Annotated in this window: 17 protein-coding genes and 2 pseudogenes; 13 read left to right on the forward strand and 6 right to left on the reverse strand. The window is 46.4% G+C overall.

Features of this window, described 5'->3' with window-relative positions:
• Positions 1 to 47: 47 nt before the first annotated feature.
• The 4 genes from JCM10512_RS00155 (at position 48) to JCM10512_RS25005 (ending at position 4,575) form a co-directional block, all read left to right on the forward strand.
• Positions 48 to 2,459, forward strand: a complete 2,412-nt coding sequence (locus JCM10512_RS00155) for an ATP-binding response regulator (protein ID WP_244436757.1) — start codon at positions 48 to 50, stop codon at positions 2,457 to 2,459.
• Positions 2,456 to 3,739: a sigma-54-dependent transcriptional regulator gene (locus tag JCM10512_RS00160; RefSeq protein ID WP_044159223.1), complete on the forward strand. Its 1,284-nt coding sequence runs from the start codon at positions 2,456 to 2,458 to the stop codon at positions 3,737 to 3,739. Before JCM10512_RS00155 ends, JCM10512_RS00160 begins: the two co-directional genes overlap by 4 nt.
• Before the next feature lie 216 nt (positions 3,740 to 3,955).
• Positions 3,956 to 4,138: a hypothetical protein gene (locus JCM10512_RS25000; protein WP_244436758.1), complete on the forward strand. Its 183-nt coding sequence runs from the start codon at positions 3,956 to 3,958 to the stop codon at positions 4,136 to 4,138.
• A gap of 68 nt (positions 4,139 to 4,206) precedes the next feature.
• A complete protein-coding gene (locus JCM10512_RS25005; protein WP_244436759.1) occupies positions 4,207 to 4,575 on the forward strand; it encodes an RteC domain-containing protein in 369 nt (122 codons plus the stop codon).
• 86 nt (positions 4,576 to 4,661) lie between these two features.
• Here the strand turns inward: JCM10512_RS25005 and JCM10512_RS00170 are convergent, their stop codons facing one another.
• Positions 4,662 to 4,979: a hypothetical protein gene (locus tag JCM10512_RS00170; protein ID WP_044159225.1), complete on the reverse strand. Its 318-nt coding sequence runs from the start codon at positions 4,977 to 4,979 to the stop codon at positions 4,662 to 4,664.
• 478 nt (positions 4,980 to 5,457) lie between these two features.
• On the opposite strand from JCM10512_RS00170, the gene JCM10512_RS23195 reads away from it, so the two are divergent.
• The 6 genes and pseudogenes from JCM10512_RS23195 to JCM10512_RS22930 all read left to right on the forward strand — a co-directional run bounded on the left by JCM10512_RS23195 (position 5,458) and on the right by JCM10512_RS22930 (position 10,001).
• Positions 5,458 to 5,880, forward strand: coding sequence for a plasmid mobilization protein (locus JCM10512_RS23195; protein WP_244436795.1), 423 nt, complete (start codon positions 5,458 to 5,460; stop codon positions 5,878 to 5,880).
• Positions 5,881 to 5,928: 48 nt separating this feature from the next.
• Entirely contained in the window at positions 5,929 to 6,321 is a 393-nt protein-coding gene (locus tag JCM10512_RS23200; RefSeq protein ID WP_244436760.1) for a relaxase/mobilization nuclease domain-containing protein, read from the forward strand.
• The gene (locus JCM10512_RS00180) at positions 6,237 to 7,028 is read left to right on the forward strand and encodes a hypothetical protein (protein WP_244436761.1); all 792 of its coding nucleotides are present in this window, start codon (positions 6,237 to 6,239) and stop codon (positions 7,026 to 7,028) included. Before JCM10512_RS23200 ends, JCM10512_RS00180 begins: the two co-directional genes overlap by 85 nt.
• A 14-nt stretch (positions 7,029 to 7,042) precedes the next feature.
• Positions 7,043 to 9,054, forward strand: a pseudogene (mobC, locus tag JCM10512_RS21760) (conjugal transfer protein MobC).
• A gap of 38 nt (positions 9,055 to 9,092) precedes the next feature.
• Positions 9,093 to 9,839, forward strand: a pseudogene (locus JCM10512_RS00200) (DNA adenine methylase).
• Complete coding sequence (locus tag JCM10512_RS22930) at positions 9,840 to 10,001, forward strand: hypothetical protein (protein WP_162832120.1); 162 nt, start codon at positions 9,840 to 9,842, stop codon at positions 9,999 to 10,001.
• A 113-nt stretch (positions 10,002 to 10,114) separates the two neighbouring features.
• On the opposite strand, the gene JCM10512_RS00205 is transcribed toward JCM10512_RS22930, so the two are convergent.
• From JCM10512_RS00205 to JCM10512_RS22665, 5 genes are all read right to left on the reverse strand, one after another.
• Positions 10,115 to 10,840 (reverse strand): DUF8464 domain-containing protein, encoded by a 726-nt coding sequence (locus JCM10512_RS00205; RefSeq protein WP_052517057.1) that lies wholly within the window; start codon positions 10,838 to 10,840, stop codon positions 10,115 to 10,117.
• A 148-nt stretch (positions 10,841 to 10,988) separates the two neighbouring features.
• Positions 10,989 to 12,797 carry a reverse transcriptase/maturase family protein gene (locus JCM10512_RS00210; protein ID WP_004308094.1) on the reverse strand — a complete coding sequence of 603 codons (1,809 nt, stop codon included), beginning with the start codon at positions 12,795 to 12,797 and terminating at the stop codon, positions 10,989 to 10,991.
• Between the two features lie 571 nt (positions 12,798 to 13,368).
• Positions 13,369 to 13,527 carry a hypothetical protein gene (locus tag JCM10512_RS22935; protein WP_162832121.1) on the reverse strand — a complete coding sequence of 53 codons (159 nt, stop codon included), beginning with the start codon at positions 13,525 to 13,527 and terminating at the stop codon, positions 13,369 to 13,371.
• A gap of 16 nt (positions 13,528 to 13,543) precedes the next feature.
• On the reverse strand, positions 13,544 to 13,903 hold the full coding sequence (locus JCM10512_RS00215; protein ID WP_044159236.1) for a M23 family metallopeptidase: 360 nt from the start codon (positions 13,901 to 13,903) through the stop codon (positions 13,544 to 13,546).
• A gap of 83 nt (positions 13,904 to 13,986) precedes the next feature.
• Complete coding sequence (locus tag JCM10512_RS22665) at positions 13,987 to 14,151, reverse strand: hypothetical protein (protein ID WP_158332159.1); 165 nt, start codon at positions 14,149 to 14,151, stop codon at positions 13,987 to 13,989.
• A gap of 74 nt (positions 14,152 to 14,225) precedes the next feature.
• Between JCM10512_RS22665 and JCM10512_RS00225 the strand changes: the two genes are divergently transcribed.
• From JCM10512_RS00225 to JCM10512_RS00230, 3 genes are read left to right on the forward strand one after another with little or no spacing between them, the layout of a single operon-like run.
• On the forward strand, positions 14,226 to 15,368 hold the full coding sequence (locus JCM10512_RS00225) for a DUF4099 domain-containing protein (protein WP_044159242.1): 1,143 nt from the start codon (positions 14,226 to 14,228) through the stop codon (positions 15,366 to 15,368).
• Between the two features lie 4 nt (positions 15,369 to 15,372).
• Positions 15,373 to 15,729 carry a hypothetical protein gene (locus tag JCM10512_RS23205; RefSeq protein WP_244436763.1) on the forward strand — a complete coding sequence of 119 codons (357 nt, stop codon included), beginning with the start codon at positions 15,373 to 15,375 and terminating at the stop codon, positions 15,727 to 15,729.
• Between the two features lie 53 nt (positions 15,730 to 15,782).
• On the forward strand, positions 15,783 to 16,796 hold the full coding sequence (locus JCM10512_RS00230) for a DUF6047 family protein (RefSeq protein ID WP_244436765.1): 1,014 nt from the start codon (positions 15,783 to 15,785) through the stop codon (positions 16,794 to 16,796).
• Position 16,797 lies beyond the last annotated feature (1 nt).

Below are 16,797 nucleotides of genomic sequence, written 5' to 3' on the forward strand. Positions count from 1 at the left end.
TTGTATAATAATCAGTTTTAGTAAGAATTAAAATAAATACAATATCGATGATACAAGCAAAACTCAAACTGGAAATTATCATCGGGTGCCTGATATGGGTGTTCCTTTTAGTTTTGATAGTCTATATTGTCCATGATAGCTGGCAGAAGAAAAGCCTAATGGAAAAGCAGGAAGCGCATTGGCAGAGAGAAAGGCAGAAGACAAACCGGGCTTTCCTCTGTCTGCTAGACCTTGCCTCCACCAGCGAACTTATTGTCGGATGGACGGAAGATGACTATGCCGCCTACCGGAAAAAGCAGGGGGCAACGGTTACGTTGCTGCAAAACCTGAAAGCTGAACAGGAGGACAGCCTGCAACGGGCATGCATTGATTCAGTGTGCAACTTGCTGGCGGAAAAGGAGAAACAGATGGCGGCTTTGCTGCAACTGTTTGAGAATGTGCCGAATGCAGGGGAAATTATCCACCGGAAAATACCTGTCGCTGTGTCGCAAAGCAAAAAGAACATTCTTCAACAGAAAGAAACGCCTGCCATTCAGACAGATGAAAAGGAAAAAAAAGGTTTCTGGAGCATCCTCCGCAAGCAGAAAAAGAGATCGGCTTATGCCTTACAACGGGAAGAAACACAGAAAGTACCAATTTCTGCCATAACTTCCAATACAAGAACAGTTGGGGTACAGCCTTCCGCACTGCTGTATTCCATAAAAAAAGAGATTGACAATGCCACTCGCTATTACGAGAAAACCTTATCAGCCAAGATGGATAGTCTCAGATTTGGCAACCGGATACTAAACGAACATATCAACCTGCTGGTACAGAACTTCGAAAGGAAGGAAAGTGAATCTTTTTACCGGGAAATACGCTGGCAACAAGAAACACGTACCTACGCTTTCCGGTTGATTACGGGTACCAGCATCGGAGGATTCTTGCTGGCTATTCTGCTGTATATGGTGATACACAGGGACGTGAATCGTCAGTACCGTTACCGGAAAGAATTGGAAAAAACAAATGGAAAGAATCTGGAATTACTTACCACCCGTAAAAACATGATGCTTTCCATTGCCCATGACCTGCGTGCACCGTTGGCCACCATCAAAGGGTGTGCTGAACTGATCTCCGGTGAAAAAGAGAAAAACCGTAAGGATGAGTATGCGGAGAATATCCTCCACTCATCCGATTACATGCTCGGGCTAGTGAATACGCTGATTGAGTTCTATCTACTGGATACCGGTAGGAGCAAACCGAACCTCTTGATTTTTCGGCTGGAAACCCTCTTTAATGAAATCACCCAGAACTATGGCTCGCTGGCTCAAACGAGAAAGCTCCGGCTGGCCACCGACTTCTTCGGTTTGGATGTGGTAGTGAGTGGTGACCGTTCACAGCTCCAGCAAATTCTGAACAACCTGCTTTCCAATGCGGTTAAATTCACCCGGCAAGGTGAAGTACGTCTACAGGCGGAATACCGGAATAATGAGCTATATTTCTTGGTACAGGACACCGGTACCGGAATGACAGAGGAAGAAAAAGGTCGAATATTCGCTGCCTTTGAACGGCTGGACAATGCCCGAAACCTTCCTGGTTTCGGATTAGGGTTGGCCATTACAAGCAGGTTGGTTTCCGGTATGCAGGGAACTATTACCGTAAAAAGTAAACCGGGTGAAGGAAGTACGTTTGCCGTATTCCTGCCATTCCCAAAGGCCGATGAATCCACCCAGGTTGATGAGGCACACGTCGCTACCGATTATCACCTAGAGGGAATCAACGTACTGGTTATTGATGATGACCGGATACAACTAAACATTACCAAAGAGATGTTTCACCGTAACGGAGTCCAGTGTGATTGCTGTCAGACTAGCCGTGAACTGGTCACCCGACTCCGGTCACAAAGATACGACCTGCTGCTGACAGATATTCAAATGCCTGAAACGGACGGTTACAGAATCCTGGAATTACTCCGTACCTCTAATATGGAGAATGCAAAGACCATACCCGTCATAGCGGTAACGGCACGGGTGGACGACGGCAATGAGTATCTGTCGGGCGGCTTTTCAGGCTGCATCCACAAGCCATTCTCTATGGGAGAACTGATAAACGCAGTGGCACAGGTAATAGGGAAAAAAGATAAAAAGGAGTATGAACCCGATTTCTCGCTTATCCTTTCGGGAGAAGACAACCAAGAGGAAATGCTCGGTCTATTTATTGAGGAAAGCCGGAAAGATCTTTTAATATTGACCGATGCTTTAGGCCGACAGGACAAGGAAACCATAATTTCAATGTTGCATAAAAAACTACCTTTGTGGGAAACTGTCCGTTTGGATTTTCCCTTGTTCCATTTACGAAAGTTGGTGACAGACTATAAAATAGAGTGGACCGATGAACAATACATGGAAATACGGGACATTATCCAGGCGGTAGAAAAACTTATAGCATACGCTAAAAAAATACGGGAGGAAAGCCTATGAAAACAATTCTGATTATTGAAGATGATATCGTATTCAGTCGTAGCATCAGCAACTGGCTGGTGAAAAAGGGAATGAAAACTGATTGTGTGACAACCCTTGCGAATGCACGCAAAGCCATCGGACAAAAGGAGTTCGACCTGATACTGGCAGACCTGCGTTTGCCGGACGGCAACAGCACCTCGCTCCTGAAATGGATGAATGAGAAGCAGTACCCCATTCCTTTCCTGATCATGACTAATTACGGACAGGTGGAGAATGCGGTGACGGCCATGCAACTCGGAGCGGTCAACTACCTGTGCAAGCCCGTGCAACCAGACAAACTCCTGGCTCTAATTACGGAAATATTCGACAAGGAAAGCGACAAACCGGTTTTCTACCGAGGTGAAAGCTTCAAGGCCCATGAGATGTACCGCCTGATAGAAATGATTGCCGGTGCGGATATCTCCGTCCTGCTCCGTGGAGATTCCGGTACCGGAAAAGAACATGTCGCAGCCGAGATACATGCCCGAAGCCACCGGAAAAACAAGCCGTATCTGGCAATTGACTGTGGAGCCATCTCTGACGAGCTTGCCGCCTCCGAGTTTTTCGGTCATCAGAAGGGAGCCTTTACCGGTGCGGAAAGTGACAAAATTGGTCTCCTCCGTGCCGCCGACGGAGGGACACTCTTTCTGGACGAGGTAGGCAATCTCTCTTATAAGACACAGATGCTCTTGCTCAGGGCTTTGCAAGAGAAACGCTGCAAACCGGTAGGTTCCACGAAAGAATATTCTTTCGATATCCGGCTGGTTGCCGCCACCAATGAAAATCTGGAGAAAGCCATCGAGGAAGGACGCTTCCGGGAAGACCTGTTCCATCGGCTCAATGAGTTTACCCTCCGTATTCCTACACTGGCAGAATGCCGGGAAGATATCCTCCCTCTGGCTGATTTCTTCTTAAAGCTCGCTTGTGCCAAGGTCCATAAATCGTTTCACGGCTTTGACAGGCTGGCAAAGGCGGCACTGCTGGAATATCTCTGGCCGGGGAATATCCGTGAACTGAAAAATGTGATAGGCCGTACCGTACTCATCTGCCAGGAGCAATGGATTTCCGTCTCGGACCTGAACCTTGAGATCTCCCTTCCCAAAAAAGAAACACAGTGGACGGAAGAAGAAAAAGAAAGGGCATTGCTTCTCCAAACTCTTGAAAAAACAGGTGACAACCGTTCCAAAGCGGCTCGGTTACTTAATATCAGCCGGACTACCCTGTACGAGAAGCTGAAGAAATACCATATCGTCGACTGACTGGAGAATAAACCGGAGCAAATGAGGTTTACAAAAGTGTAAGCCGTCCTAACATTCTTGTCAAGGACGGCTTACACTTTTTATTTACACTCATTTTTTGTGCAAAATTTATTTGTTATTGATTGTCAATGCTTTAAAGATAGTATAGAACTTTGAATAACGGCAGAGGCATTCCGTTTGGCTTATTCCGGTATAAACAAATTAAACGCATGCCGTATGAAACCATTTACAGAATGCCGTATATTCAACTATTTGTCTCCAGCTTCAAATCAGGAACAGACAGTTTCCGATGAAGAATTTTCTTCTTCCTATACCGAATATGAACAATACCTGTATGACCTCGCTATCGAACCGGTTCCCGTATCGGAAAGCTGCGCCATCTGCTTCACAGCAAGGTAGAACTGATTTCCCTAAAGAAGTGGTCTGAGCAAACGGGACAACATCATACACCGACAACTGAATTCTATTTGGACAAATGCCTTCTGCTGGTGGAAGCGGAAATAGAATTGGTCAATTTTCGTGTACAGTACCCCGGAACCGTCGCGACACCTTCCTCCTTTCTTTCACCGCTTTATTGGAAAGGCACGCTAGCCAACCTGATGGAACTGATCTCCTCGCTGGATTACAGCGAGCTGGTTACGGACGAAAGTGGCAAACGCCTCTCTTTCGCCGGTATTGTTTCCGCTTTCGAGAAACTCTTCAATGTTTCCATCTCCAAACCATATGACCTGCGTGCCGACCTTGCACGACGCAAGAAGAATCTTTCTGTCCTGCTTCCCAAGCTAAAAGAAAACTATGAAAAGAATATTGTGAACTGTGGGATAGAGAGTAAATAGTAACCGCATTCATCTGTGTGTAAAATAAAATTTCGATTTGCCAAGAAACGGGATTTTATTTTACACACAGCTAATTGAAGCATTCCTTATGCCTTCACTTCTTCGCCTTTTTCATTCATGAGGACTGTCACTTCCTGCGCATCCTTGGTAGTAATGATCACCTTGTACACTTTTCCTGTTTCTTTGGCTGCTACATAAGCCTCCTTGATAGAAGCACCTTCATAACTTTTTTCAAGGGCGTTCATTACTTCCGCAGGCAGCTCTTTGGCATCAATTTTTGTGAACTCATCCTGTGGAGCCTGTGCAGTAGTTTCTACTGCTGTAAGGCTATTAACTTCCAGTGCGAATACTACAGAACTACCTAATCCCATTACCAATGCTACTGCTACTAATACCTTTTTCATGATCGTAATTTTTTTAATTAATACTTGTTTCGTTGTTTATTATCTCTTATGTTAAAGTAAAGGCAAAACGGATGCCAAAACGTATCGAATGGATATATTGCTGAAAAACAATCCTATACGATATTAGCATTCTAAAAGGTATGTGGAATTGTGTAAAAAGTGTAGATTGCACATGGGGAAGATATATACAAAAAGCCAATGCATCAATATCCAAATCTCTCTGAAAAACATGCATTCCAACAGTTATTTGTACCCCTGTCACAAATAGTCATCTCCTGTCAGTTGTAGTCACTTCCCGATTTTAGGTTCGTATGAATATTATCACTTATTTTGCTGCCGAATAAATGAAACACTTAAAAGTATGGCAAAGATCAGTAATACGCGCAAGCCTGTGCAGGCTGATAAATCAGGCAAATGAAGAGGCGGACGGACTCCCAAGGAGGAATCCCAGCTTCATTCCTACTATTATGGTTTCCGCCTGGACGAATTCCAGAACATCGAGTTCGAAAGGCTTTTCGAGAACTCGGGAGCCAAAACCAAATCTCAATTCATTCTTGCCGCCCTTTTCGACAAGCCGATGAAAGTCGTGAAAATAGACAAGGCGGCAACGGACTACTACATCAAGCTGACCAACCTGCAAAGCGAATACCGCCGCATAGGCGTGAACTATAACCAGGCGGTCAAGACCTTGCATACCGGACTCTCCGAGAAGAAAGCCCTCGCCATGCTCTATAAATTGGAGCAACTGACTATTGAACTAATATCTGAACCGGGAGATTATCCGTCTCACCCAAGAATTCGAACAATGGTTGCAAAAATAACATCAGGAGCCTCTGTCTACGGGGCATTATACTATAATCACGAAAAAGTGGACAAGCAGCGGGCACGGCCACTGGCATGAAACCGGATCATGGAACCGGCAGACGGCCATCCGACTATCCAGCATTGCATGCGTTCCTTCGAACCGTACCTGGCTGCTAACCGTCGCACCGAGAAACCGGTTATCCATGTCTCACTCAATCCGCATCCGGACGATGTGCTGACCGATGAACAGTTGGCAGCCATCGGACAGGAATACATGGAAAAGATGGGGTACGGTAACCAGCCCTATATCATCTACCGGCACGAGGATATCGGCAGGCCCCATATCCATATCTCTCCCTGCGCATCGACGGGCAAGGAAAAAAAATCAATGATTATAAGGAGTGGCAACGCTCTACCTCCGTTTGCCGGGAGTTGGAAAGGAAATATCACCTGTTGCCTGCCGAGAAACAGGAACGTCGTGAATCTTTGCCGCTGGCTGTCGTTGATTACCACAAAGGGGATATCAGGCACCAGATAGCTGGTGTGGTCAAGCCCGTCATGCAAGGGTATAAATTCCAATCCATCAAGGAGTTTAAAGCCCTGCTCGGTCTTTTCCATGTGACGGTGGAAGAAACCCGTAAAACGATAGACGGGAAAACCTGCCACGGACTGGTCTATGCGGCTACCGATGAGAAGGGTGACCGGGTGGGCGTAGCCATCAAATCCAGCAAGATCGGCAAGAGTGTAGGTTATGCGGCACTTCAAAAGAAATTTTTCAAAAGCAAGCAATGGTTGGTAAAACAACCGATACCCGAGGGGACGAAAGAGGCGATTGCCATGGCTCTGAAACAGGATACCCGTCAGGGATTCCTGCAGGAACTCACTGGGAAAGGCATCACCGCCATGCTTTATGAGAACGCTGCGGGAGTGATTTATGGAGTTACTTATATTGACCATACCTCCCGAACCGTATTCAAAGGTTCGGCATTGGGAAAGGAATACTCGGCATCGGTTATCAACCGGCAGTATGGCGTGGTTTTACCGGGAAAAGAGGAAGAAGTGCCTGTCTTGCATCCGACCGAACCGGAAACAAAAGAACCGGGACTGGTGGAAGGATTGCTGGATATCTTCTCTCCGGAATCCTATCCATATCTGGGAGAAGACCTGACTCAAAGCCTTATGGGAAAAAGAAGAAGAGAAAGCGCAAAGGTCCGTATCTCGGCTAATACAATGTATCACTATTAATTCATTAAGATAATATGTCACAGGACGAAACCGGAGGACTCAATAAGAACCTCGATTTTATGAGGGCTGTCAGCATCATTTTTTTAGTGATGAATGTTTATTATTTCTGTTATCCCTACTTTCTTTCCATGAATCTGACCATCGGCGTGGTGGATAAGATACTGCTCAACTTCCAACGGGATACGGGACTGTTTTCCCATTCGTTGGTCAGCAAATCCTTCAGCCTGCTCTTCCTCTTCTTCTCCTGTATGGGAGCCAAAGGACGGAAGGATGTGGAGATGTCATGAAAGCATATCGGCTGTTATCTTACAGCCGGAGTATTGCTCTTTTTCGGTAGTGAGTTCTTATTGACAACCCGTTTCTCCGTTACGCTTCTTACCTTATCATATGTATCTACCGTAGCCGCCGGATATATCTGCCTGCTTACCGCCGGAGTCTGGCTTACCCGCTTGCTGAAGAACCAGCTCATGGATGACGTCTTTAACGATGAGAACGAGAGCTTCATGCAGGAAACCCGCTTGATCGCCAATGAATATTCGGTGAATCTACCCACACGTTTCTATTACAAGAAGAAGTGGCACAACGGCTGGATCAATGTCGTATCCCCGCAGAGGGGGTGCATCGTGGTCGGATGTCCCGGTAGCGGGAAATCATACTGTGTCATCAACCAGTTCATCAAGCAGCAAATAGAGAAAGGCTATGCGCTCTACTGCTATGACTTCAAGTTTCCGGATTTAAGCCTGATCGCTTATAACCAGCTGCTTAAGAATAAAGATAAATATGCCAAGCCGGTCGGTTTCTATGTCATTAATTTTGATGATCCACGCCACAGCCACCGGTGTAATCCGCTCAACCCGGCATTCCTGTCCGATATTGCGGATGCCTATGAATCCGCTTATGTGATCATGCTCAACTTGAATAAGAGTTGGATTCAGAAGCAGGGGGACTTCTTTGTGGAAAGCCCGATTGTGCTCTTCGCTGCCGTAATCTGGTATTTGAAAATTTTTGAAAACGGACACTACTGCACCTTCCCGCATGCCATCGAGCTGTTGAATAAGCCATATTCCGACCTGTTCACTATCCTTACCTCTTACCGGGAGCTGGAAAATTATCTTTCCCCGTTTATGGATGCCTGGAAAGGAGGCGCGATGGAGCAGCTCCAAGGCCAGATAGCTTCCGCCAAGATTCCGCTCTCCAGGCTGATATCGCCTGCCTTGTACTGGATTATGACCGGCGATGACTTTACACTGGACATCAATAACCCTGATGCCCCGAAGGTCTTATGCGTAGGCAATAACCCTGACCGCCAGAACATTTATTCGGCGGCATTGGGGTTGTACAATGCCCGTATCGTCAAGATGGTGAACCGGAAAGGTAAGCTCAAATGTTCCATCCTGGTGGACGAGGTTCCAACTATTTATTTTAAAGGGCTTGACACGTTGATAGCCACCGCCCGGAGCAACAAGGTGGCTGTCATGCTCGGTGCCCAAGACTACAGCCAACTCGTCAGGGATTACGGCGACAAGGAGGCGCGTGTGATCCAAAATACAATCGGCAATATTTTTGCCGGGCAAGTAGTGGGTGAAACCGCAAAAAATCTCTCGGAAAGGTTCGGAAAAGTACTCCAGCAGCGCAAGTCCATCAATATGACCAGGGAGGACACCTCGACCAATATCTCTACCCAGCTCGATTCGCTCATCCCCGCCTCCAAGATATCCAACCTCTCGCAGGGGGAGTTTGTCGGTTCGGTCTGCGACAGTTCGATGAAAAGATAAATCAGAAGATATTCCATGCCGAAATCATAGTGGATAACGAACAGGTAGCCGCGGAAACGAAAGCCTACCGGAAAATCCCGGTGATCACGGACTTTACCGATGCGGACGGTAAGGACCACATGAAAGAGGAAATCGAAAGGAACTACTATCAAATCAAAGAAGATGTGGCGCAGATTATTACAAAAGAACTGCTCCGCATTGAGAATGATCCCAACCTGAAACACCTGCTGGAAACGGCAGAAGATGAATAATCCCTATATAATTTATTAATCATTTAAATGTTGTAAACATGGAAAAAGTAAAGAAAAGTTCTCCGGCTGCTCTGCCGGGAAAACCCTGCTTCCCCTGGGTGGGAGGCAAAAGAAGACTGCTCACCGTACTGATCGAATCGCTTCCGAAAGACTTCGGGCAGATGGATACCTACGTAGAACCGTTTGTCGGTGGCGGTGCCCTGTTCTTCTGAATAAGACAAAACTATCCGGAAATCCGCTGCGTCATCAATGATTCCAACGAGAGCCTGGTCAATGTCTACCGCGTCATCAAGGAATCCCCGGAAGAGTTGATCGGGGTGCTTGCCCGGATACAGGAGGAATACATCGCATTGGAAGAACATGCCCGAAGAAAAGCCTACTTCATGGAGAAACGTACCTATTACAATGAAGGTAACCCGGATAACATCACTCGTGCAGCCCTGTTTATCTTCTTTATGCGCACTTGCTATAACGGCATCTACTCCGTGAACCGCAAGGGAAAGCTGTCCGTCACCTTCGGTTTCGGTGGAAGGGTGAAACTACTGGAAGAGGAACTGATCCGCTTTAACCATAAGCTGTTGCAGGATGTCATTATTCTGGACGGTGACTACCGGCAGACCGGAAAGTACATCGGAACCAAATCTCTCTTTTATTTTGACCCGCCTTACAAGCCGGTCAATGAGAGTAATGCCTGTACCTCGTATATGCCGCAGGACTTCGGGGACGAAGAGCAGGTCGCCCTGGCAGATTTCTGTAAGGAAATAGACGAAGCGGGTGGCAAATGAATGCTTTCCAACTCCGATCCCCGGCAGAAGAATCCGGAGAATACCTTCTTCGACGACCTCTATGCCGGTTTCCATATCCAACGGATCAGTATCTTCCGTTCCATTTGCTCCATTGCCGAGAAGAGGGAAACGGTCAACGAGCTGCTGATTAGAAATTACTAAAAACAGCTATCCGGAAGTTAACCGGAGGCTGAAATAATAAAGAGAGCCAAATCTGTTTAACCGGATTTGGCCCTCTTTTTATGCTTTAAGCGGTGACAGCTTTGTTATAATTTTCAACCGTGCTGTTTCGTTTGCGACCTTTCCTTGGTGGAAGTGTTTCCGGCATGGCGTTGTCGGTTCTCCGAAATCATTTTCTTTCCCAGCAGGTAATCATTCAGGTCATTGTATTCCGCGTAACAGGCAGATTTGTCTTTAACCGGACATCCGGCTTCTGCCATTTGGCAGAATGCTTGCTTTCCTGCAGGATCATTATCCAGCAGACAGAAAGCACTCTTATATTCTTTTAATATCGGGATAGCCTTGCCTACATTGCTGACCGAATTTAATACGATATAATCGGCAGACTGCCCGCTAGCGGGGCGCATTGATTTGAGTGTGAGGTATGACAGGTAGTCCATGAAACCTTCGACTACGATACAATGGTCGCCGCCGTTTTTAATATGTGTAATCTCCTTGGGAGAGATGCTCCCTTTCAGGTATTTGTTGCGGATCTCATACCCGCCGCTCCGGTTGGCAAAGGCCACGGCAAAATACCATTTGCCCTTGTTCTCGAAATGCACTTCCTTGCAAGTCTTCCGGGCAATTTCGGGCAAGATACCTCTTTCCTTGAGATAATCCAGCAAGACCGGGTTCGTCAGCGGATCAACACGTACCTGCCGGTAACCGGCAACCTGCGGCTCCGGCTTCCTGACAGAGGTGGCAGGCCGGAAAGCAGCCGGGAAATGTCCCTCTATCGCTTTTAACGCATAAGAGATATCCTTCGTCTTTTGCAGCTTCATCGCCAGGGTGATGGTGTCCCCTCCCTGTCCGATACGTAGGCTCGGTACAGAACGCCTTACTGCCTTTCGGCAGTAGGTTTTCCCGTACCTGCCCCCAAACCGTACTTGCATGTCTCCACGCATACGGCTCTCCGTTGATAACATGACTTTATTTAGCATGGCTGTGTATTTTGGCATAACACTTTTCACAGACAACCAATGTCTTCCTATGCTTTTCAAGCATCAGCCTGTCGCATTCAGTTTTTCCTTTAAGCTGATTTAGCTTTCTGACATGACGCATGACTACAGGTCCGACTTTTCCACATAATTCACATGTTCTCGCATCCAATCGCTCAGTAAGTGTCGGCTGTGGAATTGCGATTGTGTAGGATAAGTCGTTTACCTCCGTATAGTACATTGGTGGTTTACGTTTGAATCCCTCATTATAGAATTTCCTGTACCGTAATTTACCTTTTGCATCCTGATATGGCACTATAATGTCATTCCCAACCTTATATTTGTCAATGACTTTGCTTACAGTGCTATTGGTTTTTCCTGCAATGGTATGGTACATACTGTACTCCATGATGTATCCAAACTTTGAGAGCGCGTATGCCACGTTGTTGGCAATGCAGTAGTAGTTGTAGAACCCTCTGATTTCAGAGTTATATGCCGCCACTATGTCCTCGATTTTCTTCTTCATAAGATTGCCTCTGAACTTTGCAAACCAAACTTGTCGGCCATTTTCTACCTTGTATCTGATGGCGCTGTATTCTTCCAGTTTGTTCCGCACCGTTTCTATGGCGACCTTTAGGACTATCTTACCGTTGTAATAACGGGCTGGCACATTGTTCTTGTCCCGCTTGATAGCATCAGACTTACGGACTGAAACATCGAAGCCAAGAAATTTCGCGGGCTTTTGTGCGTTTGTTATCAATGTCTTTTCCTGTGACAGTTCCAGCTTGAGGTTTTCTTCCATATACTTGGTAATGTCCGACTTGATTTTAACGCACTCTGCCTTGCTTCCGATAACACCAATGAGGAAATCATCTGCGTATCTTACGTATCGAAGCCTTCTGTATGTTTCATCCATACTGTCTCTGCTCTCAATCTTTTGCCTTTCACGTCTCAGTTTCTCATACTCATCCCTAAGCTGTAATCTGACATCTGCATCCTGTATGTTCTTGATGCTTTTAAGGATGCGTTGCATCTTATCGCTAAGTTGCTTGTATTCTTTGGTGATGTGTCTTTCTTTTCCCTTATTGAAGCGTAGGGCGTATTCTTCCATATACTTGTCAAAATTATCAAGATAAATGTTTGCCAGTATAGGACTGATATTACCGCCTTGTGGAGTTCCCTTGTTTGTATTATGAAACTTCCAGTCTTCAATATATCCCGCATTCAACAACTTGCGGATAAGCCTTAGAAATCTATCATCGGCAATCCGTTTCCGCAAAGTTGCAATCAATACATTGTGGTCTATGTTGTCGAAGAATCCTTTAATGTCTCCTTCCACAAACCATTTTGTACCTGTAAATGTCTTTTGGATATGGGTCAATGCGGTATGGCAGCTTCTGTTTGGTCTGAATCCATGTGAGGTGTTTGCAAACACCTCTTCATAGACGGCTTCAAGAATCATGCGCACCACCTCCTGTACAAGTTTGTCCTCAAAGGAAGGAATTCCAAGCGGTCTTTTCTTACCGTTTTTCTTGGGTATGTATATCCTTTTTGCCGGATTAGGCTTGTAAGACTCATCTCTCAAAGATGCAATGACTTTGTTTATTCTTTGAAGACTCATCCGATTGATGGTTTTCCCATCCGTACCGGGTGTCATATTGCCTGGTTTGGCGTAAATACGCTGGTAAGCAACATGAAACATCTCCTCATTGAATAAGATACGGTACAGCCTTTCGAACTTGTAATCCGAAACTTTACCATGCTTGTTTAAAGCTTTTAATACTTGCTCAGGACTTCTCATAATGTCTCACACATTTTCCATTATTTGTATTAAGTTATCTAACTGCTTCCCTTCGCCATGTACAAGGCTTTCCCTTGCTCGGACTACTACGGAAGCTCCGTTCCCATGTCAGATATTCAGGGTCCTATGCCCATAGCCTTACGGCATTCTGATTTAGGGAATCCCCATTTGCTTTCACAATAACTGTTTGGCTCGGCAGACTGTCGGATGCGACTTACGTTCCTATTCCACTTATTGTGGTTGCTCTGAAGCCAGCTCCTGCTCCATTGTAATTTCGGTTTACATGGGGTGCTTCAGCCCGACGTGAATCAAATACCTTTCGTCGGGGCTGGTACGTGTGCAGCAGAACTATCGTTCAACCAATCAGGCTTCATCCTTGTGTCTGTCTTTTCCTCTCGCCATGCAGTCGCAGCTTGGTATTTAGCTGACTAATGACTTTACCGACATGCTTTTGTCACCTTTGGATTTCTCCTCCAGCTAAGTCGTTGAGGATAGGTCTGTTGAACTCTAACCTAATCTCTTGCCATAGAGATATTTATTGTGTAGCCTATATGGGCGCATCGAAATCATATCATAGGTTACGGGATGTGCTCACCTTGAAAGAAGGTGTCTTCTCCTCACGGAAAGGAGAACAATACCAGATACAGTCCCCGTGTTGTCTGACCGGGGAAAATCCCATTTGCCGGAGATAATCCTCCAACGGAATGCGTTTAGCTTCTTCAATATTCATAGTATAACGGATTGGATTAATGACTCTTTTTATAACGTGAATCCCTCAGTATCACCCATTGCAGGGGATTCTGTGGCTTTCCGTTTTTTCTCAGTTCAAAATGCAGGTGGTTGCCGGTCGCGATACCGGTATGCCCGACATTGCCAATATGCCGGCCCATGCGGACGTCGTTTCCCTTTTTCACATACATTTTACTCAAGTGCGCATACAGCGTGGAAAAGCCACCCGCATGCCGGATTTCGACGTACCAGCCGTAACTGCTGCTGTACCGGGCTTCAACGACCTTCCCGTTTCCCGAAGCATAGACCGGCGTGCCATAAGGTGCGGCTATATCCACTCCGGCATGGAGTACCCTTTTCTTTCTCACCGGATGCATCCTTATTCCGAAACCGGAAGAGAGGGCAAACCTCCTCCGGCTCTCATTCAAGGGGAATATAATAGGATAATCAGCCAGTACGGTTACCGGCAACCGGCTGTTTCATACGAAAGATTTTCACTGCCGGGCGGAATGGATACGCAGATGATTGAACTGAGTCCGCTTCTGAACTCCTTCGATGGGGATTGTGTAAAAGCCGGACATGACAATAAGTGACAGAACATGACAATCAATGACAACTTCTTCATAATCAATTTATTTAATGGCAAAGATAGTAATTTTACCCTTGCAAATGATTCATTAATCTTTAAAATTAACGTATATGGACAATGTAAACTTAGCCCCTGAAAACAACGGAGCAACTCAGGAACACGGGTATCTGATGGCGTATGACAAGAAAGAGCAGAAAGCCAAAGGAGTAAAAGGAATCGCAGCGAATGGCGAACTGGAAACGCTCGAAGCCAATGAAGCGGACAAAGGCCAGTTCATCAAGGTGGACCAGAGAGGTAACTTCTTCACCAACTTCGGAAAGAACTTTCTCTACCATTACAACAATCCGAGACGTTACTCCTTGTACAACATCCCGAAAGAAACACCTGTAGAGCAGGCCAAAGAAAAAATAGAGGCAGCGCAGCTACCACAGAACGAAGCGGTAAGAAAAGAGCTGGCTTCGACCAGGGTGTATAACAACCACCGTTATAATGAACGGGAAATCAATTGGGAACAGGCTGCCAGATATGGCATTACCCCGGATGTCCTGAAAAATTCGAAGGACAGTCTTGAAAGGATGTTGCAAGGGAAATCTTCCGCTGTAGCCTTCCATATAGCCAAACCTTCCGAGCTGGGTCGTGAAAGTGGTGATGCTAAACTCTCCCTGTTCCGTGATGAGAATGGTGTGGTCAAGTTTGACATCCATTATATCCGTCAGGCTCCCAAAGTGGGTGAAGATTACAGGGGATACACATTGACGGAGGCCGATCTCAAGACATTGAACCAGACCGGCAACCTGGGTAAAACAGTCGACATGGTCATTGATTACCGTACCAAGGAAACCAAGCCCTGCTACCTTTCCAAAGATCCGGTGACGAATGAATTGTTCCACATGCCCGTGGAGCAGGCACGCGTTCCCCGCAAGGTGAAAGATTATACGCTTTCCCCATCAGAATACGAAGCTGCCTTACGTGGCGAGGAAGTGCCGATCCGTTTCAAGTCCAATAACGGGAACTATTATACCACCTCCATCCAGATGAGCGCCGCCGAGCGGGGTGTTGAATTCCTCTGGGAAAGAAGCACCAAGAAGCTGGAAGAGGGGCAAAAACAGGAGCAGCAGCAAAACAGTAACGGAGAACAGCAGGTTAACGGGCTAGTACAAACAGCCGGAAAGCCTTTGAATAAAGAAGAAGCCTCCCGGCAAGCGGAAAAGAAAACACGCACCCGCAAGCCGACCATAACCCCTAAAATGTAATAATATGGCAACCTATGTTTCTGATGCCCCCAAGTTATTGGACGAGCTTTTCAGGAAAGAGGGTGAAGGCTTCCTCCTTGTCGGTTATGAAACCGGCAAGGAGAAACCCCATGCGGAATCCTCCTATATGCTCTATCCTGCCGATCCCGACAGGCAAGACCCAGTCTATACGTTCATGGCTCTGTTCAGCAGGGAATCAATAAAAGCCAAACATGCCGCTTTCGTACCGGATACCCGGCTGGAAATCTACTCATTCCCAAAAATGACGGATGTGCCTGTCCTCACAGGGGATATTTCCAAGAAAGAATATATCTCCCGGATCTTTCTGCCTATATCCGGGAGAAGGGGCTGGCTCCCCTGATAAGCACCAATCTAAGGAATGTACTGTTTGCACAATCACGCAGCGACATCCTCATGGAATCCGGCGAGCTGCCCAAGTTGACGGCAGAGCAATTGGACGGACTACTCCAGTTTCACAGGAAGCAGGATGAACGGGCTGTCCGATATGACTATAACCCGGTTTATAAATTACCCTTGCATGCTGTGGAAACTTCCAAAGGAATCGTGTTCTTCAGTGATACCCAAACTGGACGGGACGGATTAAAAAGTTTTTATCAGCAACTATCCGGCAACTATTTCCGGGTTCATAGTGAACCCGGCCCCGTCAGGCAATACCAGGTCAACAGGCTGTCCGACGATATCTGTCCCTTGGTGGATGCTTGTTACCGGAAGAACCCTCAAAACGGGAAAGGGGAATATGACTTTGATGAAACCATCTTCTCAAAAGATACGTTCCGTGACCGGAACCGGTGGAGGCAGACATTTGAAACGAATATGGAGCCGACCGCTTCTGAATTCCTTCGCCTGACTGAATTTTCAGGATGCCCTGCAAGCCGTAACAATGCGGATATCAGCAAACTGTTGTATCTGATAGAAAACGGATTCAAGCGTGACCTTGTGGCTGATCCGGCTTTCGGATATCGGAATGTATTTCAAGAATATGTCACCCGGATAGACAACTGCATCAACGGACAATCCTCCGGTCTGAATTTGGCTGATGTACTGGATGAAATGCGCCAGAAAGCGGAGAATATCCTCCAAACGGAATTCGATGTAAGGGGACACCGTACATTGGAAAGGGCATTGAATGACAAAAGCGTCCCGTTTCTCATTGGTGGAACCGATGCCGTCCAGGCCATGAGACAAGCCCTGCTGGAAGGCAAATGGATCTACTCTTCCAAAATATCCGAATCAATGCCCGGTTTGCACTTTCTCCATGCCGACAAGAAATGTAACCGGGTAATGGCATACTCCAAACCTCCGGCAGGCAAAGCTGTGTATCAGGAGAAAAACGGCAGAATCATCCCATATACCGCCGCTTTGAAAAAAGAAACAAAAACGAAAAAGAACAATTCCCCTAAATTATAAA

The sequence above is a fragment of the Bacteroides reticulotermitis JCM 10512 genome (assembly GCF_000517545.1).
In the GTDB taxonomy this organism is placed as follows: domain Bacteria; phylum Bacteroidota; class Bacteroidia; order Bacteroidales; family Bacteroidaceae; genus Bacteroides; species Bacteroides reticulotermitis.